14 protein-coding genes are annotated in these 21,799 nt (G+C 70.3%); 6 read left to right on the top strand and 8 right to left on the bottom strand.

Annotated features, from left to right (window positions below; all coding sequences use genetic code 11):
* The first annotated feature begins 3 nt into the window (after window positions 1–3).
* Window positions 4–1,257, top strand: a complete 1,254-nt coding sequence (locus ACY34I_RS12430; protein ID WP_462754926.1) for an NAD(P)/FAD-dependent oxidoreductase — start codon at window positions 4–6, stop codon at window positions 1,255–1,257.
* A gap of 26 nt (window positions 1,258–1,283) precedes the next feature.
* On the opposite strand, the gene ACY34I_RS12435 is transcribed toward ACY34I_RS12430, so the two are convergent.
* The gene (locus ACY34I_RS12435) at window positions 1,284–1,928 is read right to left on the bottom strand and encodes a helix-turn-helix transcriptional regulator (RefSeq protein ID WP_462754927.1); all 645 of its coding nucleotides are present in this window, start codon (window positions 1,926–1,928) and stop codon (window positions 1,284–1,286) included.
* A gap of 113 nt (window positions 1,929–2,041) precedes the next feature.
* On the opposite strand from ACY34I_RS12435, the gene ACY34I_RS12440 reads away from it, so the two are divergent.
* Window positions 2,042–2,512 carry a DIP1984 family protein gene (locus tag ACY34I_RS12440; protein WP_462754928.1) on the top strand — a complete coding sequence of 157 codons (471 nt, stop codon included), beginning with the start codon at window positions 2,042–2,044 and terminating at the stop codon, window positions 2,510–2,512.
* Window positions 2,513–2,777: 265 nt separating this feature from the next.
* On the opposite strand, the gene ACY34I_RS12445 is transcribed toward ACY34I_RS12440, so the two are convergent.
* The gene (locus tag ACY34I_RS12445) at window positions 2,778–3,764 is read right to left on the bottom strand and encodes a hypothetical protein (protein WP_462754929.1); all 987 of its coding nucleotides are present in this window, start codon (window positions 3,762–3,764) and stop codon (window positions 2,778–2,780) included.
* A gap of 80 nt (window positions 3,765–3,844) precedes the next feature.
* Between ACY34I_RS12445 and ACY34I_RS12450 the strand changes: the two genes are divergently transcribed.
* Window positions 3,845–4,444: a TetR/AcrR family transcriptional regulator gene (locus ACY34I_RS12450; protein WP_462754931.1), complete on the top strand. Its 600-nt coding sequence runs from the start codon at window positions 3,845–3,847 to the stop codon at window positions 4,442–4,444.
* Between the two features lie 50 nt (window positions 4,445–4,494).
* On the opposite strand, the gene ACY34I_RS12455 is transcribed toward ACY34I_RS12450, so the two are convergent.
* The 6 genes from ACY34I_RS12455 to ACY34I_RS12480 form a co-directional block, all read right to left on the bottom strand.
* Window positions 4,495–6,345 carry a GH39 family glycosyl hydrolase gene (locus tag ACY34I_RS12455; RefSeq protein WP_462754933.1) on the bottom strand — a complete coding sequence of 617 codons (1,851 nt, stop codon included), beginning with the start codon at window positions 6,343–6,345 and terminating at the stop codon, window positions 4,495–4,497.
* Between the two features lie 155 nt (window positions 6,346–6,500).
* The gene (locus tag ACY34I_RS12460) at window positions 6,501–8,048 is read right to left on the bottom strand and encodes a glucoamylase family protein (RefSeq protein ID WP_462754935.1); all 1,548 of its coding nucleotides are present in this window, start codon (window positions 8,046–8,048) and stop codon (window positions 6,501–6,503) included.
* Between the two features lie 9 nt (window positions 8,049–8,057).
* On the bottom strand, window positions 8,058–8,942 hold the full coding sequence (locus ACY34I_RS12465) for a carbohydrate ABC transporter permease (protein ID WP_462754937.1): 885 nt from the start codon (window positions 8,940–8,942) through the stop codon (window positions 8,058–8,060).
* An 11-nt stretch (window positions 8,943–8,953) separates the two neighbouring features.
* Window positions 8,954–9,886 (bottom strand): carbohydrate ABC transporter permease, encoded by a 933-nt coding sequence (locus ACY34I_RS12470; RefSeq protein WP_462754938.1) that lies wholly within the window; start codon window positions 9,884–9,886, stop codon window positions 8,954–8,956.
* A 1-nt stretch (window position 9,887) separates the two neighbouring features.
* Window positions 9,888–11,159, bottom strand: a complete 1,272-nt coding sequence (locus ACY34I_RS12475; RefSeq protein ID WP_462754940.1) for a sugar ABC transporter substrate-binding protein — start codon at window positions 11,157–11,159, stop codon at window positions 9,888–9,890.
* On the bottom strand, window positions 11,156–12,265 hold the full coding sequence (locus ACY34I_RS12480) for a LacI family DNA-binding transcriptional regulator (RefSeq protein ID WP_462754942.1): 1,110 nt from the start codon (window positions 12,263–12,265) through the stop codon (window positions 11,156–11,158). Before ACY34I_RS12480 ends, ACY34I_RS12475 begins: the two co-directional genes overlap by 4 nt.
* Window positions 12,266–12,328: 63 nt before the next feature.
* On the opposite strand from ACY34I_RS12480, the gene ACY34I_RS12485 reads away from it, so the two are divergent.
* The 3 genes from ACY34I_RS12485 (at window position 12,329) to ACY34I_RS12495 (ending at window position 21,792) form a co-directional block, all read left to right on the top strand.
* Window positions 12,329–14,800 carry a beta-galactosidase gene (locus ACY34I_RS12485; RefSeq protein ID WP_462754944.1) on the top strand — a complete coding sequence of 824 codons (2,472 nt, stop codon included), beginning with the start codon at window positions 12,329–12,331 and terminating at the stop codon, window positions 14,798–14,800.
* A gap of 214 nt (window positions 14,801–15,014) precedes the next feature.
* A complete protein-coding gene (locus ACY34I_RS12490; protein WP_462754946.1) occupies window positions 15,015–15,893 on the top strand; it encodes an AfsR/SARP family transcriptional regulator in 879 nt (292 codons plus the stop codon).
* A gap of 148 nt (window positions 15,894–16,041) precedes the next feature.
* On the top strand, window positions 16,042–21,792 hold the full coding sequence (locus ACY34I_RS12495) for an RHS repeat-associated core domain-containing protein (RefSeq protein WP_462754947.1): 5,751 nt from the start codon (window positions 16,042–16,044) through the stop codon (window positions 21,790–21,792).
* Window positions 21,793–21,799: the final 7 nt, after the last annotated feature.

The raw sequence follows: 21,799 nt of genomic DNA on the forward strand, positions 1-21,799 counted from the left end.
GGCATGGGAAGCAGCGACACCTTCGTCATCGTCGGCGCCGGCCTCGCCGGCGCCAAGGCCGCCCAGACACTCCGCGAGGAGGGCTTCGACGGCCTCGTGATCCTGCTCGGCGCCGAGCCCGAACGACCCTACGAACGGCCACCGCTGTCCAAGGGCCTGCTGCTGGGCACCACGCCACGGCCCGACGTGTACGTGCACGAGGCCGACTGGTACACCGCGCACGACGTCCAGTTGCGGACCGCGACCCGGGTCACCGCCATCGACCGCGACCTGCGCCAGGTCGTCCTCGACGACGGCGACCGGCTCGGCTACGACAAGCTGCTGCTGACCACCGGCTCCACGCCCCGTCGCCTGGACGTGCCCGGCGCCGACCTGGACGGCGTGCGCTACCTGCGTACCCTGGCGGACTCCGACCGGATCGCCGAGGCCCTCACCGACCGCGCTCACCTCGTGGTGGTCGGCGCCGGCTGGATCGGTCTGGAGATCGCGGCGGCCGCCCGCCAGCGCGGCGCCACCGTCACCGTGGTGGAGACCGCCGACCTGCCGTTGCAGCGGGTCCTCGGCGACGAGGTCGCCCGGGTCTTCGCCGACCTGCACCGGGGCCACGACGTCACCTTCCACTTCGGCGTCGGGGTCCGGCAGCTGCAAGGAACAGGCCAGGTCTCCTCGGTGCTGCTGACCGACGGCACCGAACTGCCCGCCGACACCGTGGTCGTCGGCGTGGGCATCCAGCCCGACACGCAACTGGCCGAGGCGGCCGGCCTGAAGGTGGACAACGGGATCGTCACCGACGCCCGGCTGCGTACCTCCGACCCGCACATCTACGCCGCCGGCGACGTGGCCAACGCCCACCACCCGCTGCTCGACCGGCACCTCCGGGTGGAGCACTGGGCGAACGCGCTGAACGGCGGCCCCGCCGCGGCCCGGTCCATGCTGGGCCAGCAGGTCGAGTACGACAGGCTGCCCTACTTCTTCTCCGACCAGTACGACCTGGGCATGGAGTACTCGGGATGGGTGGACCCGCACGGCTACGACCGGGTGGTGTTCCGCGGCGACCCGGCCGTGGTGGACGGCAGTGCACCGGAGTTCCTGGCGTTCTGGGTCTCCGACGGCCGCGTGCTGGCCGGAATGAACGCCAACGTCTGGGACGTGACCGACCAGATCCAGGCATTGGTGCGCGCCGGCCACCGGGGCAGGGCGGTCGACCTGGACCGGCTCGCCGACCCCCAGGTGCCGCTGGGCGACCTCCTGCCCTGAAAGGAGGCAACCGCGAGCTCGGCGGGTCAGGCCGGATGGACCTGCACGCAGCAGGCGTCGGGCGAGGGGGCCAGCCGCGCGCGCAGGTCCGCCCGGCCGAGCCCGCTGAGCAGACCGGCGATGAAGGCTTCGTTCAGCCCGCACACCAGCTCGGTCTGCCTGGCGGCGAGTGCGTGGAAGGGGCAGTTCCGTAGCCGGATCAGCCCCTGCTCGTCGGCCGGCTCGAAGCCGAGGTCGGCCAGGACTGCCGCGACCGGCCGGCCGCCGCCGAGTTGACGACCGATGGCCGCGCCCCGCTGTGCGGACACGCGGAGCGCAGCCGCCCGGGCGTCGGTGGGTTCCTCGGCGACGGCCTGGGCCAGGATCTCGCCGATCAGCTCGTAGCGACGCTCCGGGATGCTCAGGGCGATGCAGCCCGGTGCCGCCTCGTACACCTTCGGCGTGCGACCACGGCCGCGCGGCTGGTCGGCCGGCGCCTCGTACCGGGCGTGCAGCAGCCCGGCGCCGACCAGCTTGTCGAGGTGGAACGCCGCCAGATTGCGCGAGATCCCCTGGGCCTCCGCGGCCTCGTCCCGGGTCACCGGGTGGCGCTGGCTCCGGACGTAGTCGTACAACGCCCGTCGTACCTGGTCGGTGAGGATAGTCACCGCCTGCCAGGGGCCTGTCGCCATGCCGAGAGCTTATCACCAACAGCTGTTGTTGAAATTTCGCGAGAAAACCCGTCGGCCGGCGGCACCGAGATCATCTATTCTTTTCGCACTCATCGTCAGGGAGGTTCAATTTCGTGAAGCTGGGCGAGGCGCTGGCAGACCGCGCCGAGACGACCCGCCGCGTGGAACAGCTCCGATCGCGCATCATCGGCAGCGCCCGGTACCAGGAGGGCGAGCTGCCCGCGGAAGACGCGCAGCAGCTCCTGGCCGAGCTGCACGCCGTCCTTGATCATCTCGAGGAGCTGATCCGGCGGATCAACCGCACCAACGCGTCCGTGACGGTCGGTGACCTCGGCACCCTGACCGACGCGCTGGCCCGCCGCGACGTACTCCGGTTGCGCCACGCGGCGCTCACCGCCGCCGCCGACGCCGCGGCGGGGAGCGGACGCGGTCATCTGGTGCGGCAGCTCCGCTCGGAGCTGAAGATGCTGGCCGCGCTTCCGGTCGGGGAACTGCGCGGCCAGGCCGACGCGATCGCCCAGGAGCTCCGGGAGTTGGACGTGTTGATCCAGCGCACCAACTGGGAGGCCGATCTCCTGGAGTAGCTCCGGCGAAGCGATGTGGAGCAGGTAGTCGTCATGGAAGCGTGCACAGACAGGGCCGGCTGTAACCCGGCTCCCTTCTCCCGGCGCGCGATGGGCAGCGCGGGCGTTCGACTCGCCGAGGTGACAACGCAGCCCAGCACCGAGGACAGGTGACCGCGCACCGCGCACCATTCACCACCACGTGCAGGTCCATGACGGCGAGGGCGGGTTCGGGGTCCTCCACATCGCTGGCGCCGTCCCACTTCCACCCCCACGGTTGCGCCGTTCACAGTCGGAAGATCCGAACCACCAGCCCGGTGTCGTGCATGGTGTGCGGCGCGACGGCGTGGTACGCCCAGGCATGCACCCACGCGTTGCCGGTCCGTGCCGTCAACCAAGTCTTGAACGCACCGGGCAGGGCGTAGATCAGCAGCACGAACAGGACCGTCAGCACGAACTCGCGTGGTGATCCCCACCGCCCCCAACCCTCGAACACGTGTAGGGCCGCGTAGGTCAGACCGCCGAGGACCAGCGTGCCGGTCGTGGAGCCGGTGAGCCGCGCGTACCGGGGTACAAGGAGGCCCTGGACGAAGATGACGGTGGGCAGTACGGTGCCGGCCAGGTATAGCAGAAACGTCAACGGTGCGCCGAGCGCGATCTGCCCGGCCGTTAGCCCGGCGAACGCGTGGCCGAGCGTCACCCACTGGGCGAGCGACTCGAGAACCAGCACGACCACGATGAGCATCGTGTCTCCACGGCGATCCGCCGAGCGGAGGCAGAGCTGGTGGGCGGTGTACCGCCGCCGGAACCACAGGTACGGCAGCAGCGCGTAGACCAGGCTGTTGTACCCGGCCCAGCTGATTGCCTCGGCCGGACGGACCGGATCTGTAGTGCCCACCAGGGTGCCCGCAAGGTGGAAGCCGATCGGATGCCAGTCGAGTGCTCGGCCGAGGAGCAAGCCGCCGAGTTGGGCGAGGATGCCGTACGCCACGAGCAGCCAGGTTTCGCGGTGGGCGGTGGGGCGTGGGGGGACGCGCGCCGCGATCGCCGGGTCCGGCCGTCGGCGGGTGAGTGCGTACGCGACGAGTCCCAGCAGCAGCAGTTCGACCAGGGTGAGCTGAGCGGCGATCACCTGGCCGGGGCCGGACGGCGGGTCATGCTGCGCCGGCCAGTCGAACGGCGCGTGGCTGGGCGCGAGGAGCAGCACGGCTACGTTGACGGCGATCCAGCCGGTGATCGCGACTGCCAGCCAGCCCTGTTCTCGACGTGGCATCCGTCCTCCCCCGTTTTGTAGAACAACCGTGTTGGAACGGCACCGTAGCACGACTGTGCTATAAAGACGAGGTGCCGAAGGTGGTGGATGCGGAGGCCCGCCGCACGGAACTCGCGGAAGCGGTGTGGCGGATCATCATGCGCGACGGGCTGGAGCAGGCGTCCGTGCGTAACGTGGCGCGCGAGGCCGGTCTCTCCATGGGCTCGCTACGGCACTACTTTGCCACCCAGTCCGAGCTGCTCGGCTTCGCGCTGCGCCTAGTCGGCGACCGGATCGAGGCGCGGCTCCGGGCCGTGGACATCACGGGCGACCAGCGACGCGTGGTGCTCGCGATGATCGACGAGATGCTGCCGCTGGACCGGCAGCGGCGCGGCGAGTGTGAGGTGTGGTTGGCGTTCACCGCTCGGGCGGCCGTCGAACCGAGCCTGGCCAGCCTCCGTGAGGAGATCGACGCGCGCCTCGCCGAGGCGTTCCAGATGATGATCAGGCGGTTGGCCGACAGCGGCGCGCTACGACCCGAACTGGATCACACGGTCGAGGCTGAGCGGCTGTACGCGCTCGTGGACGGGGTGATCCTGCACGCCGTCCTGCAACCCAGCCGGATGTCGGGCGCGGCCGGAACGGCGGTCATCGCCGCGCATCTGGCACAGATCGCGCCCAGAGACCCGGGCGCCGCCTGAGCGTCATCCGCCCTGATGGTGAGTCGTTCACGTCGCTGCCGGCGGCGTTGTCACCGCGGCGGGTCCACCTCCACGAGCACCGCTCCCGGCTGCGGCAGGTCCAGTTCCAGCACCATGCTCCCGTCCCGGTCGACGGCGTCCGCCGGCTCGGCGCGCAGGGTGTCGACCGCGCGCAGCGCCGCCCACTTCTCCTCGTCCGGCCACTCGTCGACCCCGAGCCGGGCGGCGACGGTGGTGATGTCCCCGTGCTCGCGGTCGAGCCGGGTGACCCGCACCGGCTGCCCGGCGGCGCCGTCGATGGTGAGCGCGACCCGGCGGGCCAGCGCCGGGTCGCCGTCGCGCTTCGACTGGTCCAGCGTGGACGCCCACACCAGCACCGCAAGCGAGCCGTCGTCGCGCCGGCTGGCCCAGGTCTGCACGAGCCCGTCGGCGCCGTCACCGCTCGCCCGCACCGGCAGTTCCGTCTCGCCGAGACGGGAGAGCAGCCACAGCGCGTGGTAGCGGGGCTTGGCGATGCCGCCGACGGTGATCAGGCCAAACCCGCCGTGCAGCAGCCGCGGCGGCCGGCCCAGCTCCTCGAAGTGGTCGCTGGCGACCCAGTACGACAGCGCGTCGACCCGGCCCGCCGCCGAGCGCATGCCGGTGAGCAGGAACGCCGCCGCGAACACGCCGTCGTTGACCGGGTGGAAGTGGGTGGGGGTGACGCCCCACTCGGTCCACAGGATGCGCGCGTCGGGGCGGCCGAACCGGCGCAGCGTGGGGCGCAGGTCCAGCGGCGGGCTGCCGTACGTGTGGGTGGAGACGAAGTCGACCGGCGCGCCGCTGATGCTGGCATGCTCGAGCAGGGCGTCCACCCAGCCGGCGGCGGCCGACGACGGCCCGCCCACCGGGATGCGCGGATCGACGTCCTTGACCGCCTGGGCGGTCACGTCGTAGAGCCGCATCCACTCCGCCCGCGTGCCGGACCAGAACACCTCCAAGTTGGCCTCGTTCCAGACCTCGAAGTCCCAGCCGAGCACCTCCTCGCCGTACCGGTCGAGCAGGTGGCGCACCAGCGCCCGGACCAGGTCCGCCCACCGGTCCCAGTCCTTCGGCGGCGAGATGATGCCGCGGTACTCGAAGACCGTCCGCTCCGGGTCGCGGGCCAGGTCGCGGGGCATGAAGCCGATCTCCACCACCGGTCGCAGCCCGGTGGAGAGCAGCAGGTCGTACGTCTCGTCGACGCGAGAGAAGTCGTGCCGGGGCTCGCCGTCCACCTCGCGGTAGACGCCGAGGTCGTCGTGCAGGATCGAGTGCGCGCGTACCGTCTCGACGCCGATCTCGTCGCGGACCCGGCGCAGCGCCGCGAGCAGTTCGGTGCCGATCTCCCGGCCGCCGGTCAGGTCCGGGCACAGCAACTGGGACAGCCGCTCGCTGCCGATCATCGGCTGCCACGGGCAGTGCAGCGGTACGCCCGCGGCGCCGGCGTCCACCCGCAGGCGCACGGTCGGGGGTGCGTCGACCGCCGGGAGCGCGGCGGCGGTGACCGGCGCCGACAGCGCACCGGTGACCGTCACCTCCGGCACGGCGGCGACCGCATAGTTGTACTCGTGCCCGGGCTCGCCGGTGGTGTCCACGTACCACGGGTCGGGGACGGCGAGCACGTCGCCGCCCAGGTGGTCCACGGGGGCGAAGGCGGACGGCTCCCCGGCCGGTGCGCGGTGGACGAGGTAGCCGACCGCGCCGTCGACCGGCTGCCAGGACAGGCGTACGTGGCCGACGCCGGGCTCGGCGCGCAGCCCGGCGGGCGGGGGGAGGTCGGGTGTCCCCGGGCGTCGGCTCTCGTCGCTGCGGCGGGAGATGCGGGCCGCCCAGTCGGAGCGGGCGTCGTTGCCGGGGGGTGTGCCGGTTGCGCGGGTCACCGAGGTTACCTCCGGGTGTCTCTGCGGATCCGTGTCGCGACTGTAACCGGTTACCCCGCCCGCCGCAGGCGCGGACGGGGCAACCGGGGCGGGCCGCGCCCGGCCCTGCGGCGCAGGTGGTCGCCTGCGCCGCAGGACCGTCGGCGGCCCCGGGTTCAGCCGTTCTTCGCGCCGGGCAGGGAGAACTGCTCCATCCGCATCAGCGGCGCCAGGCGCTGCTTCATGGCGCCCATGCTGAACGGCTTGCGGAGCACGTCGTCGGCAAGCGCGTTGCCCAGCGCCGCCATGACCATGCCCTGGTCCAGCGCCAGGTACCGCTCGGACACCTGCCCGCTGGTCACGTTGACGGCGTCGTAGAAGCCGCCCGGTCCGTACGCGTCGAAGTCCCGGCGCAGGTTGGCCAGGTTCCGCAGGGCCTCGTCCTCGGCGTAGCGCAGCGCGAGGAACGACGCGTGCGGGGTCACCACCCCCTGCCCGTACGCCGCGGGCGGCGACTGCGCCGGCCGGCATTCGCCGTACCCGTAGTCGACGGAGGTGCGCTCCTGGTCGGAGGTGTAGCCGCCGGCGTCCATGCCGATCGGGTCTACCCCGTACTCCCGGTACCCGCCGGCCGGGTTGTTCGACGGCGAGAAACCCCAGTAGCCGTAGCCGGCCTCGCGCAGCCCGTGCTCGATCTGCGCTCGCACGTACGTCGGGTGGTTGATCGCCCAGCTGTCCTTGCCCCACTGCTCCTCCGGCACGAACAGCGGCACCATCAGCGCCTCGAACATCGAGCCGCCCCAGGTGGGCACCAGCTGCATCCCGCGGTAGCGGTAGGCGCCCTCGAAGAGTCGTACCCCGAGGTAGGTGCGCCATTCGCCGACCGCCCGCTGCTCTGACCACGACCAGTCACAGCCCTCCGGCGGGAAGGTCCGCCACATGCCGAAGTAGTGCTCGGGCGGGATCTGGCCGGCGGCGATGCCCAGGTAGCTGGCGATCCGCGGTTCGGTGTTGAAGGCGCCGTAGTGGTGGCAGGTGTAGTAGATCTCGGGCCCGCCGCGGTAGTTGCCGGGGACGGAGCAGCCCGGCGGCGCCTGCACCCAGAAGCCGCCGCGGATCTGCCGCTCCGCCGGGTTGTAGTAGTAACCGAAGTCCATTCGGCGCAGCAGCGCGTCGGCCGGCGTCGCCAGCTCCGGCACCTGGTCCTTGATGATGGTCAGGGCGGTGGCGAGCCAACCGTTGTCGACGCTGGACAGGAACGGGTGCACGGTGCTGCCGTCGGCCGGCCAGGTGGTGAGCTTCGCGCCGGTCGACGGGTCGTACCAGTTGTAGTACATGCCCGACGGCTCGTGGATCTCCAGCCGGCCGAGCGTGGCGAGGGTCTGGGCGACGCGGCTGCGGGCCTCGCCGGCCGAAATGAGCCTGGTCTCCCGGGCGACGACCGTGCTCCACAGGTAGGCGCCGATGTTGGTGGGGGAGGTGTAGGCCGACCGGTCGGCCGGGTCGAGGTCACCGCCGATGTTGTCGGCGACCAGACCGGTGGCCGGATCCACCATGGCGGCGAACGAGCGCCAGGTGTCCGCGGCGTACCCCTGCAGGACGGCGTTGCGACCCGCGGTGGATGCGGGGGAGGGGGCGGCGGTGGCTGCGGGGGCGGCGGCGACGACCAGTCCGACGGACATGATCATCCCCGCGACGACGGTGAGACGGGATCTGGATCGCATGAAGACTCCTCACTTGAGGCCGGTCATGGCGATGCCTTGCACGAAGTAGCGCTGCAGGAGCACGAAGATGACCAGGATCGGCAGGATGGTCACCACGGCGCCCGCCATCAGCAGGCCGTAGCGGGTGTTGTTCTCCCCGATGGCGTAGAGCGCCAGGGCCACGGGGAGGGTGAACTTCTCCTCGGACTGGGCGACGACCAGCGGCCAGAGGAAGTTGTTCCAGGTGGCCAGGAACTGCAGGATCCCCAGCGTGGCCAGGGCCGGCCCGCACAGCGGCAGGATCACCCGCGCAAAGATCCGAAACTCCCCGGCGCCGTCCACCCGGGCCGCGTGGATGAGGTCGTCGGGCAGCCCCTGGATGAACTGGCGCATCAGGAACACCCCGAACGGTTGAGCCAGCCACGGCAGGATGAGCCCCGCATAACTGTTCACCATGCCGAGCTTGCTGACCAGCATGAACAGGGGGACGAACGTGACCATGACCGGCACCATGAGCATGCCGAGCACGAGCGCGAACACGATCCGCTTGCCGGGAAACTGCAGCTTCGCCAGGGCGTAGCCGAGCATCGAGCAGAACACCAGATTGCCGACGGTGATGGCGACGGCCACCACCGTGCTGTTGAAGAAGAACTGCGGGAAGTCCAACTGGGTGAACAGGTGGCGGTAGTTGTCCATCGACGGGGATTCGGGCAGCCAGGTGGGCGGTACCCGGCGTAGCTCGGCGTCGGTCCTGACCGAGCCGAGCAGCATCCAGACGAACGGACCCACCAGGAGGACGAGCCCGCCGGCGAGGACGGCGTACACCCACAGGTGGCCACGGGCCTCCGGCGCGGCGCCCGCCCGGCGCCGCCCGGTGGTACGAGTCGGAGCCGGTGTGTGCACGGATGTGGTCATGACGGCCCCCTCTACGTCTTCGAGCGGAGCAGCCGGAACTGCACCAGGGTGAGGACGACGATGGCGATGAACAGGATGTAGCTGATGGCCGCGGCGTAGCTGTAGTTGCCGAAGCCGAACTGGTTGTAGGTGTAGAAGGCCAGCGACAGGGTGGTGTCCAGCGGTCCGCCCTTCGTCATCACGAACGGCTCCTCGAAGAACTGCAGGTAGCCGATGCCGGTGATGACGCCGCCGAAGAGCAGCGTGGGGCGCATCAGCGGAAGCGTGACATGGCGGAACCGCGACCAGGCGCCGCTGCCGTCCATCGCCGCCGCCTCGTACAGCTCCCGGGGGATGGCCTGCAGCCCGGCCAGGAAGATGACCATCAGGTACCCCATGTTCCGCCAGGCCGCCATGATGATCAGCGCGGGCATCGCGGTCGTGGGGTCGGTCAGCCAGCTCGGGCCGTCGATGCCGACGTAGCCCAGCAGGGTGTTGACCAGGCCGCTGGCGGGTTCCAACAGGAAACGCCACACGACGGCGACGGCCACGATGCTCGTGACGACGGGCAGGTAGTAGCCAACTCGGAAGAACGTCCGGAACCGGGTGATCCCCGCGTCCAGACCGACCGCCGCCGCGAGCCCGAGGATCATCGTCAGTGGAATCCCGACCAGCACGAAGTACGCCGTGTTGAGCGCGGCCTGGCGGAAGGTGTCGTCACCGAACAGCTTGATGTAGTTGTCCAGGCCGACCGGGTTGACCCCGAGGGGGTCGCGCAGATCGGCGCTGCGCAGGTCGGTGAAGCTCATGGCGAACGAGGCCAGCACCGGGCCCGCCATGAACACGGCGAAGACGAGCAGGAACGGAAGCGCGAAGCCCCAACCCGCGACGCCCTCCCGGCGCCGGACCGTGGCGCCCCGGTTGCCGCCGGTGCGCGCAGGCCGCCGCGCGGTGGCGGAGGTCATGTCAGCTCCCGGTGCCGATCGAGGATGCCTTGGACTGCATCTCCTTCGCGGCGGTGGCGGGATCGGTGACGCCGCGGACCACCCGCTCGATGCCGTCGTCGATGACGTCGGCGACCTGCTCCCAGGTGGCGATCGCCGGTGCCGACTTCGCGTCCTTGAGCTGCTCACCGAACGCCTGCAGGAACGGGTCGTCGGCCAGCTTGCCGGACTGCCAGGTCTCCTGCACCGCCGGGAGGCTGCCGACCAGGTCGTACAGCTTCTGCTGAGCGGGCGGGGTGGTGAGGAACTGGACGAACTTCCAGGCCGTGTCGCGGTTCCGGGAGTCCTTGAAGACCGCCAGGTCGGAGCCGCCGATGAAGGAGGTGCCGGCCTGCTCGTGTGGCATCTGCGCGACGTCCCACTTGCCCTCGAACGCCGTGCCCCCCTCCCCGCGCAGGATCCCCATGTGCCACGGACCGGAGACGAAGGCGCCGACCTCACCCTTGATGAAGCCCGATCCCACGGCCTCGGGGGCGAGATCCGTCGGCGCCAGGCCCTGCTTGAAGAATGAGGCGTAGTACTCCAACGCCTTCTGCATCTCCGGAGTGTCCAGGGTGAACTTGCCGTCCTTCATGATGTCGGCGCCGGCCTGCCAGGCGAACGGCATGAAGGTCTGCCACGAGCCGGTGCCGCCCGGCTGCAGGTAAATGCCCCACTTGGCGCCGCCCTTTTCCTTCATCCCCTTGGCGAAGTCGGTGAGCCCCTGCCAGTTGGCCGGCATCTGCTGGCCCGCCTTGGCGGCGAGATCCTTGCGGTGGAAGATCAGCCGCGTCTCGACGTACCACGGGACCCCGTATGCGGTGCCGTCGACGACGGTGCTGTTCCACGCGCCCTCGAAGAACTTGCTCTTGTCGAACAGACCAGTGGGGGCGGGGTCGAACGCGCCGGTCTTGGCGAATTCGCCCATCCACGTCGTGCCCACCATGCTGACGTCCGGCGTCTGCCGGCCCGCGATCGCCGTGGCGATCTTGTCGTGCGCGGCGTCGAACGGGAACGACGTCACGTTGACCTTGGCCTCCGGGTTCTCCTTGGTGAAGTCGGCGGCGAGCGCGGTCAGCTTCTCGCCCTCGCCGCCCATGGCCCAGACGGTGATCTGGCCCTTGGCCTTGCCGGCCGCGATCTCCTTGCCGGCGGGCTCACCGCCGGAACCCGAGCCGCCCTCGTCCCGGCCGCAGCCGGTCACCCCCAACGCGAGCGCGACCACCAGGGCTGTCGCATACCGCAGCTGCTTCATGACGTCTCCTTCTCGGAGTGGTCGCCGCCGCCCGCGCGGCCCGCGCCACCACGGCGCGATCCGGTCGTACGGCGGCGTCCGGTGGTGGTTGTGGTGTCGGTGCTTGTCGGGCAGCCGCAGCTGCCCCGAATGACGAGTTCGGTCGGCAGGACCGGGCCACCGTCCGGGTGCGCGGCGTCCCCCGCGGCGACCTGCAGCAGCAGCCGCGCGGTCTGCGCGGCCAGCTCACGCACCGGTTGCCGGACGGTCGTCAGCGGCGGGGTGACCAGCGCCGCCATCGGGATGTCGTCGAAGCCGGCGATCACCAGCTCCTCCGGCACCCGCAGCCCGCGCCCCGTCGCGCCGACGAGCACCCCCAGCGCGGTCTCGTCGTTGGCGCAGACCACCCCCTGCGGTCGGATCAGCCGCCGCAGCACCTGCTCGGCGGCGTGCACGCCGTCGGGCTGCTGCAGGCCGACCCGGATCGGGGCCCGGGGCAGCGGCAGCTCCAGCTCCCGGTGCGCCCGTCGGAACCCCGCCCAACGCTCGGTCACGTCGGGCGAGCCGCTCGGGTCGCCGACGAACTCCAGCCGGCGCAACCCGTGGTCGACCAGCAGGTGCCGGGTCAGCGCCGCCGTCGCGGCGGCGTTGTCCACCCGCACGGCCGGCACCCCGGCGGGCCCGTCGCCGGCCAGCACGACGATCGGGAGCGTGGTAGCCAGCTCCTCGATCGTCTCGTGGGAGACCGTGCCGCCGAGCACGGCCAGGCCATCGACCCGGTGGGCCATCTCCATGACCTCCGCGTCGGAGTCGGCGCGCAGGTGGGTGCAGAGAATGTGGACGCTGGTCCTGGTCTTCACCGCCTCCGACTCGAAGCCCTGGATCAGCTCGGAGAAGTACGGCCCGGACAGCCCGGGGAAGACCAGGCCGACCGCGCCGTGCCGGCGCGCCGCCAGGGCACGACCCAGATGGTGCGGGCGGTAGCCGTGCTCCTCGATGGCTTGCAGCACCCGGCGGCGGGTCTCCTCGGACACCTGGCCGGTGCCGTTGGAGACCCGGGACACCGTCGCGACCGAGACCCCGGCCAGGCGAGCGATCTCCCGAACCGTCAGCCGACTGTTGCTCATACCACCACCGACCCGCTACGTTCTCGGTCACTGAAACCGGTTACAGCAGCACCATAGGCAGCTGTGCCGCAGTTCACAACCGCACGGCCCGAGATTTCCGACGACGAGGAGTTGTCCTCGATGGCCACCGTCGCGTTGCACCGCCGCCGCATCCTGCTCAACGACCGACCGCACCTGCTGCTCGCCGGAGAGGTGCACTACTTCCGCCTGGACCCCGGCGACTGGGCCGACCGGCTGCACCACCTGCGTGACGCCGGCGCCGACACCGTCGCCACGTACATCCCCTGGCTCTGGCACGAGCTGCCCGACCGCTCGGTCGACCTGCACGGCCGCACCCACCCGCAGCGGGACCTGGCCGGGTTCCTCGACCTGGCCCACCGCCTCGGGCTGCGGGTCGTCGCCCGGCCCGGCCCGTTCGTCATGGCCGAGCTCAAGAACGAAGGCATTCCCCACCGGGTCCACGAGCAGGCGCCGCACCTGCTACCGACCACCTGGGACGGCCGGCCGGTACCCACCCGCACCCTGGACTACCTGGCACCGGAGTTCCTCACCGCCGCCGACGGCTGGTATGCCGCGGTCATGCCGCTGCTCGCGGAGCGGCTGGCACCCCGCGGCGGGCCGGTGGTCGCCGTGCAACTCGACAACGAGATCGGCATGCTCTCCTGGGTCACCAACGCACCCGACCTCACCGACACCGTCTGCGCGGACCTGCGCCGCTGGGCCATCCAGCGGTACGGCCGGGCGGAAGCCGACGCCCGCTTCGGCGCGGCCGACGCTCGATCATGGGCGACCGTGCTGCGGCACCCGCCCGAGCCGGTCTCCCTCGCCGTGCACGACGACCTCGGGCGGTACATGCGCGATCGGTACCGCCGCTACATGCTGGCGTTGCGCCGGTCGGCGCAGCGGCACGGGATCACCGGTGTTCCGCTGATCGTCAACGTGCATGGCACCGACGCCGGGCGGGGGCGGACCTTTCCCATCGGCATCAGCCAGCTGTACGAGGCGTACCGCGGCCAGCCGCAGCTGACCTCGGGGTCGGACCTGTACCTGGGCGACCTCACCGTGACCAACGTGGCCGACCTGTACGTCGCGAACGCGTTCCTGGCGGCCGCGCACGACGGCGACCAACCGCTGACCTCGATGGAGTTGGAGGCGGGCACCGGCGACTACGGCGAGGACCTGTCGGTGCTCCACCCGCCCGAGGCGGTCGAGCTGAAGACCCGGCTCTGCGTCGCCCAGGGCAACCGGCTGCTGAACGTCTACCTCTTCGCCGGCGGGCACAACCCGCCGCTGGCGGAACCCGTCGGTGACGGCAACGACCGCATCGCCTTCACCGGGCAACGGCACGGGTTCGCCGCGCCGGTCGGCCCGGAGGGCCAGCTCACCCCCGCGTACACCGCCGTCCGGCGGGTCTTCCACGCCGTCCGCGCGGTGGCGGACCTGCTCGCCGACTCCGACGAGGAGTACGACGACCTGACGCTCGGCTTCGTGCCGGACCACTACCTGACCGAATACCACCACCCGGCCTCGGCGGTCCGGGCCGCGCAGGTGGCAGACCTGGAGCGCTTCCGCGGCATGGGTCCGCGGGACGTCCTGGCCCGGGCGCTGCTCTTCACCGGTCTGTCGTTCCCCGCCGTAGACCTGCAGTCCGGTGCGTTGGACGCGGCGCCCCCGCGGGTGCTCGCGCTGGCCAGCCCGCCGACCCTGCACCGGGACGTGCAGCGGCGGCTGGCCCGCTACGTCCACACCGGCGGGCGCCTGCTGCTGCACGGCGTCCTGCCCGAAACCGATCACGAGGGACGCCCGTGCACGGTGCTCGCCGAGGCGCTCGGCCTGCGGCCGCGCGACCGGGTCGACGAGGACCACCCGCGCTACTTCCCGTCCGTGGTCGGGCACGGCTTCGCCGCCGGCCGCCCCGAGGTCCGCGTCGGGTACGCGCACCTGATGGACCCGGGCCCGGGGACACCCGTGCTCACCGAGGTCGGCTCCGGCAGGGTGTGCGGCGTCGAGGCCACCGCAGGCCGGGGGAGGGCCCTGGTCATCGGCTGCGACTACCCCGCCCACCTGGACTTCTGGCGCACCGCGCTGGCCCGGCTCGGCGTACGACCGCGGTGGCGCCACGACGCCGACGCGCCCGGCCTGGTCGTCACCTCCACCGTCGACCCGAGCGGGCAACGGCTGCTGCACCTGCTCAACGTCGCCCCGTCGGGGGTGGCGACCGCGCTGGCCCACCGGGATGAACCGCTGGTCGGTGGTCGACGGATCCGCGTCGACGCCCGCAGCGGCCTCATGCTGCCGGTCGGCGTCCGCGTCGGCGAGGAGACGGTGATCGTCGGCTCCACCGCCGAGCTGGTGGGCTTCGACGGCGGGGAGGTGCTGCTGCGCCCGACGCAGGACGAGGACGTGGTGGTGCTGGACACCAGCCGGACGGTTACCACCGACCGGGGCGATGTCCACGTCGCCGGCGGGCGGGTGAGCGTCACGGTGCCGCGCCGGACCGTGGAGGACCCGCCGATCCGGCTCACCCTGACCTGACCGTGCCATGCGCACGTAGCCGGATGAGCGACAGACCGCGACCAGGCGCTCACTGTTCGGGTTTGTTCGCCTCCGTTCGGGACGCTGGACATCCAGCCCTCGGCGAATTGACGATCTTGCCGTGTTAGCTGTGAATTTGCTGGGTCCCCTAGAGGTGCGGCAGCGGGGGTGCCTGGTGCCCATCCCGACCGGGAAGGCGCGCACCCTGCTGGCGATGCTGCTGCTTGATCGGGAACGCATGCTACGTCGGGCGACGGCCTACACCGAACTATGGGGTGACTCCGTGCCTGCCTCGGCCGCCTCGAACTTCCGCAGCTATCTCGCCGAGTTGCGGCTGTGGGTGATGGACCTGGGCGGTCAACTGTTCCAGGGCCGCTACGGCTGGTCCTTGACCATCGCCGGCAGCGTCGACGCTCTGCAGTTCCAGGCCATGATCGACGAAGGTCGCAGTGCGCGGCGCGACGGCGACCGGGCCTCGGCGATCAGACTCTTCGCCGACGCGGTCTCGCTGTACCGAGACTCGCCGATGCTCGACGTGCCGCAGGGGCCGGCCCTGTTCGGATACGCGCAGGCCCTGCTCGTCCTGTGGCAGTCCGCCGTGGAGGAGTACGCCGAACTGCTGATCGAGGCGGGCGAGCCTGATCGGGCACGCCTGCTGTTGCATTCCTTTCTCGGCCGCCAGCCATATCGCGAGCGGGCCTGGGGCCACCTCATGGTGGCCTGTAGCAGCAGCGGCGATGTCGCGGCCGCCGTTGACGCGTACCGGCGCGCCTGTGGCTATCTGGCCAACGATCTCAAAGCGCGGCCGAGCCCGCTGTTGACGTCGCTGTACGAGGCCATTCTGCGCGGAGATCCGCGGGTACGGCTCGGGTCTGGTCCGGCGCCGCACTACCAAGGCGGTTGGCGACGGGACACCGGCGCGGTGTGCGCTCCGAAATGCGCACAGGCGTGCGGCACCGACCAACCCTACCCGCATGAGAGAACGAGTAACGAGATGGCGTGCGGTTGTGGCGTCAGCGACCGGGGCGGTGTTGGCAGCGACGCTGCTGGCCGTGCCGGCGCAGGCCAAACCGGATCGCCTGCTCCGTCCTGACCCGCCCAAGCCGGCGTCGACGCCGGGCACCAGTGCCGCTCAGACCGCCGGACACCGGCCGGGCCCCGAGGAGGCCAGGTTCCTTCGCGCCTCGCCGGGCGCGACCTGGCAGGCCGCGGTCGCCGCGCCCACAGGGGTACGAGCGGAGGTGCTTGACCGCGCCGCCGCCACCCGTGCCGGGGTCAACGGCCTGCTCCTGCGAGTCTCCAGCGACAAAGCCAAGACCGCGTCTGTCGAGGTCGACTACCGCGGGCTGAGGCACGCTTACGGCGGTGACTGGGCCTCGCGCCTGCAGTTCGTGCGGGTCCACGACGGCAAGGTGTTCCCGGGCCGAAACGATCTGAGAAACGGAAAGCTGCGGGCCGAGCTGCCGCTGCCGGCCAAGTATCGCCTGCCGAGCGGGCAGCGTGCGGATGACGATCCGACTTTCGCCCAAGCGAGTCTGTTCGCGGTGACCGCCGCATCCAGTGGTCCCAACGGCAGCTTCCAGGCCACGACCCTGTCGCCGTCGCTGAGCTGGCAGGTCGGGCTGAACTCCGGTGACTTCAGCTGGTCGTACCCGATGGGGGTGCCCGACCTTCCCGGATTGACCCCCGACCTGGGTCTCAACTACTCCTCGGGCAGTGTCGACGGGCGGATGGCGGCGACGAACAACCAACCGTCGATCATCGGTGAGGGCTTCGACTCGCAGGCCGGGTTCATCGAGCGCTCCTACCAGTCGTGCAAGGAGGACGGGCAGGCCACCTCGCAGGAGTTGTGCTTCGCCTCCCAGAACGCGACTGTCGCGCTGCCCGGCATCAGCGGCGACCTGGTACGCGACGACGCGACCGGCGTCTGGAAGTCCGAAGAGGACAGCGGATGGCGCGTGGAACTGCTCACCGGCGCAGCCAACGGCGACAATGACGGTGAGCACTGGCGGCTGACGTCACCGGAAGGCACCCAGTACTTCTTTGGCCGGTCGGCGGCGGCGAAGTCGGCATGGACGGTGCCGGTCTTCGGCGACGACGCGGGGGAGCCGTGCCACCATGCCGTGTTCGCCAGCGCGTGGTGCACCCAGGCGTACCGGTGGAACCTCGACTACGTCGTCGACACCCACGGCGATGCGACGGCGTACTACTACGACACCGAAACCAACTACTACAGCCGGGCGCAGTACGTGCGGGCCGGGCAGTTGAACCGGATCGAGTACGGCTTCCGCGACGGCTCGGCCGCCCCGGCGCCGGGGCGGGTCTCGTTCACCACCGCGCCGCGCTGCATCCCCGGGACTGTCTGCGACCCGGCGACCAACCCGGAGAACTTCCCCGACGTGCCGTTCGACCAGCAGTGCACGAGCACGACATGCGCCGTCACGACCCCGACCTTCTGGACGACGAAGCGGCTGGCGAAGATAACCACCCAGATCTATCACGACTCCGGATACCGCGATGTCGCGTCGTGGACGCTCAACCACGAGTTTCCCTCGAACGGCGACGGTACCGACCCCGGGCTGTGGCTGGAGTCGATCGTTCACACCGGGCACGTCGGTGGGACGGTGGCGATGCCGCCGGTGCAGTTCGACGGGGAACTGCGCGACAACCGGGTCGACGGGCTCGACATGGCACGCCCGTTCGCCAAGTGGCGGTTGAAGACCATCAGCAATGAGACCGGTGGCCGGATCGAGGTCACGTACGCGGAGCCGGAGTGTCATCGGTCGAGCCTGCCCGTGCCCGACAGCAACGCGATGGCCTGCTATCCCGGGTACTGGCTAATGGGTGGCTCCACCGAGCCGACGCTGGACTGGTTCCACAAGAGCGTGGTCAGCCGGGTCGTCGAGCGAGACATGACCGGCAGCGGCAATGCGGCGGAGGTCACCGAGTACGAATACCTCGGTGGCGCCGGGTGGACCCACGACATGGGTGAGCTGACGCCGGCCCGGTTCAAGTCGTGGGGACAGTTCCGTGGCTACCAGCGCACCCGGGTCAAGCACGGCGATCCGCTGGCCGGGACGCAGAGCGTCGAGGAGCACCTGTTCCTGCGGGGCATGGACAACGACCTGCTCGCCAACGGCACGCGGCGTGACGTGTGGGTCAGCGACTCGCAGGGCGGCAGCATCGAGGACAAGCCGGTGCGGCGGGGCTTCACCCGGGAGATGACCGTCTTCAACGGCACCGACTGGCTCAGCAAAACCATCTCGGAACCGTTGGAGATCCGCAGGACCGCCAGCCGCAACCGGTCGATCGGGCCGCTGGAGGCGTACCTGACCGAGGAGCGGTCCGAGCGTGAGTACACCAAGCATCCGAACGGGGTCTGGATCACCGAAACCCTGTACTCGTACGACGACTACGGCCGGGTGATCCAGACCCATGATCGCGGAGACGTGTCCAACCCGGATGACGACACGTGCGCCCGGACGTCGTACACGCAGAACCTCACCTCGTGGATCATCGACACGTTGGCCAGGATGGAAACGGTCAGCGTGGGCTGCGACGTCACGGCGACAGACGCCGACCTCATCGGCGACCAGCGCCAGTACTACGACGGCGCGACCAGCATCACCATGCCCCCCGTCAGGGGCGATCTGACGAAGTCGGAGGAGGTGTCCGAGCCGGGCGTCTACGTGTTGGTAGGTTCCGCGCGGTACGACGTGCACGGCCGCCCGATCGAGTCGACGGATCCGTCCGGTGACAAGGGCACGGTGACCTACAGCCCGGAGACCGGTGGGCCGGTGACGTCAGTCGTGCAAACCAACGCCCTCGGGCACACCAGCACCACCTCCCTCGACCCGTTGCTGGGCACCGTCCTGTCCACGGTCGACGCCAACGGTGTCCGTACCGACATGACCTACGACCCGCTGGGCCGGCTCACCGCGGGCTGGGCCCCCGGGCGCAGCAAGGCGGCCGAACAGTCACCCTCGGCGACCTTCTCCTACCTGGTGCGGGGCAACGCGCCCTCGGTCGTCACCAGCAGCACGCTGCTGTCCAACGGCTCGTACCTGGTCAGCCGGAACCTCTTCGACGGGTTCCTGCGGCTGCGCCAGACGCAGAGCCCGTCACCGGCCGGCGGCCGGGTCATCACCGACACCCTCTACGACAGCCAGGGTCGGGTCTTCAAGACCAACGACGACTACTGGAACGCCGATTCCGCCCCGGCGACCTCGTTGTTCCTGGTGTCAGACGCCAGGGTGATGGCCCAGACGCGCTACCTCTTCGACGCCGCGGGGCGCGAGACCGACGAGCTCCTGCTGTCGGAGGGGGTCGAGAAGTGGCGTACCAGGACGTCGTACGGCCCGAACTGGACGGCAACGGACCCGCCCGCGGGCGGCACGCCGACCATGGAGGTCTTCGACCTCGAAGGCCGCACCGTCGAGCTGCGGCAGTTCCACGGCGACTCGCCGACCGGCGCCTACGACGCGACAAAATACACGTACAACAAGGCCGGGCAGAAGGCGAGCGTGACCGACGCGGCCGGCAACGTGTGGCGCTCCTCGTACGACCTGCGTGGCCGGATGATCCGCGACGAGGATCCCGACTCCGGGGTCACGGTCAGCACCTACGACGACGAGGACCAGCTGATCTCCAGCACCGATTCCCGCGGCAGCACGGTGACCAGCACCTATGACGCTCTGGGGCGCAAGACCGGCCAGTTCAAGGGGCAGACGAAGCTGGCCGCGTGGACGTACGACACGCTCCCCAACGGCAAGGGGTTGCCGGTGGCCTCAATCCGGTACGTCGACGGAAACGCCTACTCCAGCGAGGTCACGGGCTACCAGCAGGGAACCGGCCGCGCGCTGGGGTCGAAGGTGACCATCCCCGGATCGGAGGAAGGTCTGGCTGGTACGTACACCACCAGCCTGACCTACGACGGGTTCGGGCGGCTCACAAAGACCGAGCTCCCATCCGCGCCGGGGCTGCCCGCCGAGGCCCTCACCCACAGGTACAACGAGTTTGACCTGCCGCAGCAGCTGTCGGGGCTGGACAGCTACGTCAACGACACGTCGTACGACGAGTTCGGCCGCGTCACCAGCACCGCACACGGCGCGGCAGGGCACCAGGTCTGGTCCGGGTTCGGGTTCGACCCGGTGACCGGGCGGCTGGAGTTCGCCTCGATGGACCGCGAGGACGAGAACGACCCGAGCGTGTCAGCGGTGACCTACACCTACGACCCGGTCGGCAACGTGCTGTCCAGCGCGGACGCCGTCTCCGGCGACCAGCAGTGCTTCGGCTACGACCACCTGACCCGGCTGACCGAGGTATGGACCCCGTCGTCCGGCGACTGCGGCGACGCGCGATCCGCGACCGCGCTGGGCGGGCCCGCAGCCTACTGGCACTCGTTCACCTACGACAAGACCGGGAACCGGCTGTCCGAGGTCCGCCACGCGGCGGGTGGGGACACCACCCGGGCGTACACCTATCCCACGGCGGGCTCGGCGCAGCCCCACACCCTCAAGTCGGTGACCACCACCGGCCCCAGAGGGTCGAAGACCGACACCTACACCTACGACAGCACCGGCAACATGCTGACCCGGCAGGGCCAGAACCTCACCTGGGACGCGGAGGGGCAACTTGAGAGAATCGGAGACACCTCGTTCCTGTACGACGCCGACGGTAACCGGCTGATTCGTCGCGACGCCTCCGGCACCACCCTCTACCTCGGCGGGCTGGAGATCCATCGCGGTGCCACTGGGAGCCTCTCCTCGACCCGCTACTACGGCAACGTTGCCGTACGCACCTCGGCCGGGTTGAGCTGGCTGGTCTCCGACCACCAGGGCACCGCCAACGTCACGATCAACGCGTCGGACCTGTCGGTGACCAGGCGGTACCAGACTCCGTTCGGGCAGACACGCGGCACTGCCGTGAGCTGGCCGTCAGAGCGCGCTTTTGTCGGCGGAACGAAGGACCCGTCGACCGGGCTCGTCCATCTCGGCGCGCGGGAATACGACCCGGAGATCGGTCGCTTCATCTCGATCGACCCGATCGTCGACGAAGGCGATCCGCAGCAGATGAACGGGTACGCGTACGCGAACAACTCACCGGTCACGTTCTCGGACCCGGACGGGTTGAAGTACAGGTGCTCCAACCCGCGGCAGTGCGACGGCAGCGACGCAAAGCAGAAGGCGGACGCAGCCAAGCGGGCGGCTGCCGCGCGAAAGGCCGCCGCCGAGCGGGCCCGCCAGGAGCAGATCCGGGCCCGCAACCGGGCGGCAATCGGCCGAGCGCAGGCCAAGGCGGCGCGGGACAAGGCGGCGGCGGAACGCAGGAAGGAGCGCATCCGCGCCAAGAACCAGGCGGCGGCGGCCAAGGCGGCGGCGAAGGCGGCCCGGGACCAGGCCAAGAAGGAACGGGCGGCGCAGAAAAAGCGGGACGATGCACTGGCGAAATGCGGCGGAAGCATTCGTGCCTGCCAGAAGAAGGACGAAGAGCGCTACACGAAGAAGGTCTGCTACAACAAGGCCTCTTGCGAGCACTACGAGCGCCGCTTCGTCAAGCCGAAGCAGCCCGCTGCGAAGAAGTGCGGTGGACGTTACGGCTGTACATCCATGGGACCTGCCAAAGGACCGCTCAAGCAGACGGCAGGATCGTCCTGCCATGGGTTCGCTCTGGACTGCTGGAAGGCGGATAACGACACGGTCATCCGAAACGTCTCCAAGGGTGCGGTGATAGTCGGAGGCGCCGCGGCCGGAGCGGTCGCCTGCGGGACGGTTGTCCTGTGCGCTGCGGGCATCGGCGCGGCCGCCGGCGCCCTCGGTTACGCGGTTACCGCCGATGAGGAGGAGTGGGACAACGGCGACTTCATAACCGAAGTCCTCGGCGGCGCCTTCGCCGGAATAGCCGGTAATCGCTTGGCTCCGAAGCCCCCGGCGAAGCCGCGCATCCGTGGCAGGTGGGAAAACGGCGAGTTGAAGGGGTACCTGGTCGACTAGCCATCCT

The sequence above is a fragment of the Micromonospora sp. RTBAU3-60 genome (assembly GCF_054963695.1).

Excerpts from the sequence above, each read along its gene's own strand:
- ACY34I_RS12430 (WP_462754926.1), top strand. The coding sequence starts at position 4 with ATGGGAAGCAGCGACACCTTCGTCATCGTCGGCGCCGGCCTCGCCGGC.
- ACY34I_RS12435 (WP_462754927.1), bottom strand. The coding sequence starts at position 1,928 with ATGGCGACAGGCCCCTGGCAGGCGGTGACTATCCTCACCGACCAGGTA.
- ACY34I_RS12445 (WP_462754929.1), bottom strand. The coding sequence starts at position 3,764 with ATGCCACGTCGAGAACAGGGCTGGCTGGCAGTCGCGATCACCGGCTGG.
- ACY34I_RS12460 (WP_462754935.1), bottom strand. The coding sequence starts at position 8,048 with ATGCGATCCAGATCCCGTCTCACCGTCGTCGCGGGGATGATCATGTCC.
- ACY34I_RS12465 (WP_462754937.1), bottom strand. The coding sequence starts at position 8,942 with ATGACCACATCCGTGCACACACCGGCTCCGACTCGTACCACCGGGCGG.
- ACY34I_RS12470 (WP_462754938.1), bottom strand. The coding sequence starts at position 9,886 with ATGACCTCCGCCACCGCGCGGCGGCCTGCGCGCACCGGCGGCAACCGG.
- ACY34I_RS12475 (WP_462754940.1), bottom strand. The coding sequence starts at position 11,159 with ATGAAGCAGCTGCGGTATGCGACAGCCCTGGTGGTCGCGCTCGCGTTG.
- ACY34I_RS12480 (WP_462754942.1), bottom strand. The coding sequence starts at position 12,265 with ATGAGCAACAGTCGGCTGACGGTTCGGGAGATCGCTCGCCTGGCCGGG.
- ACY34I_RS12490 (WP_462754946.1), top strand. The coding sequence starts at position 15,015 with ATGCTGCTGCTTGATCGGGAACGCATGCTACGTCGGGCGACGGCCTAC.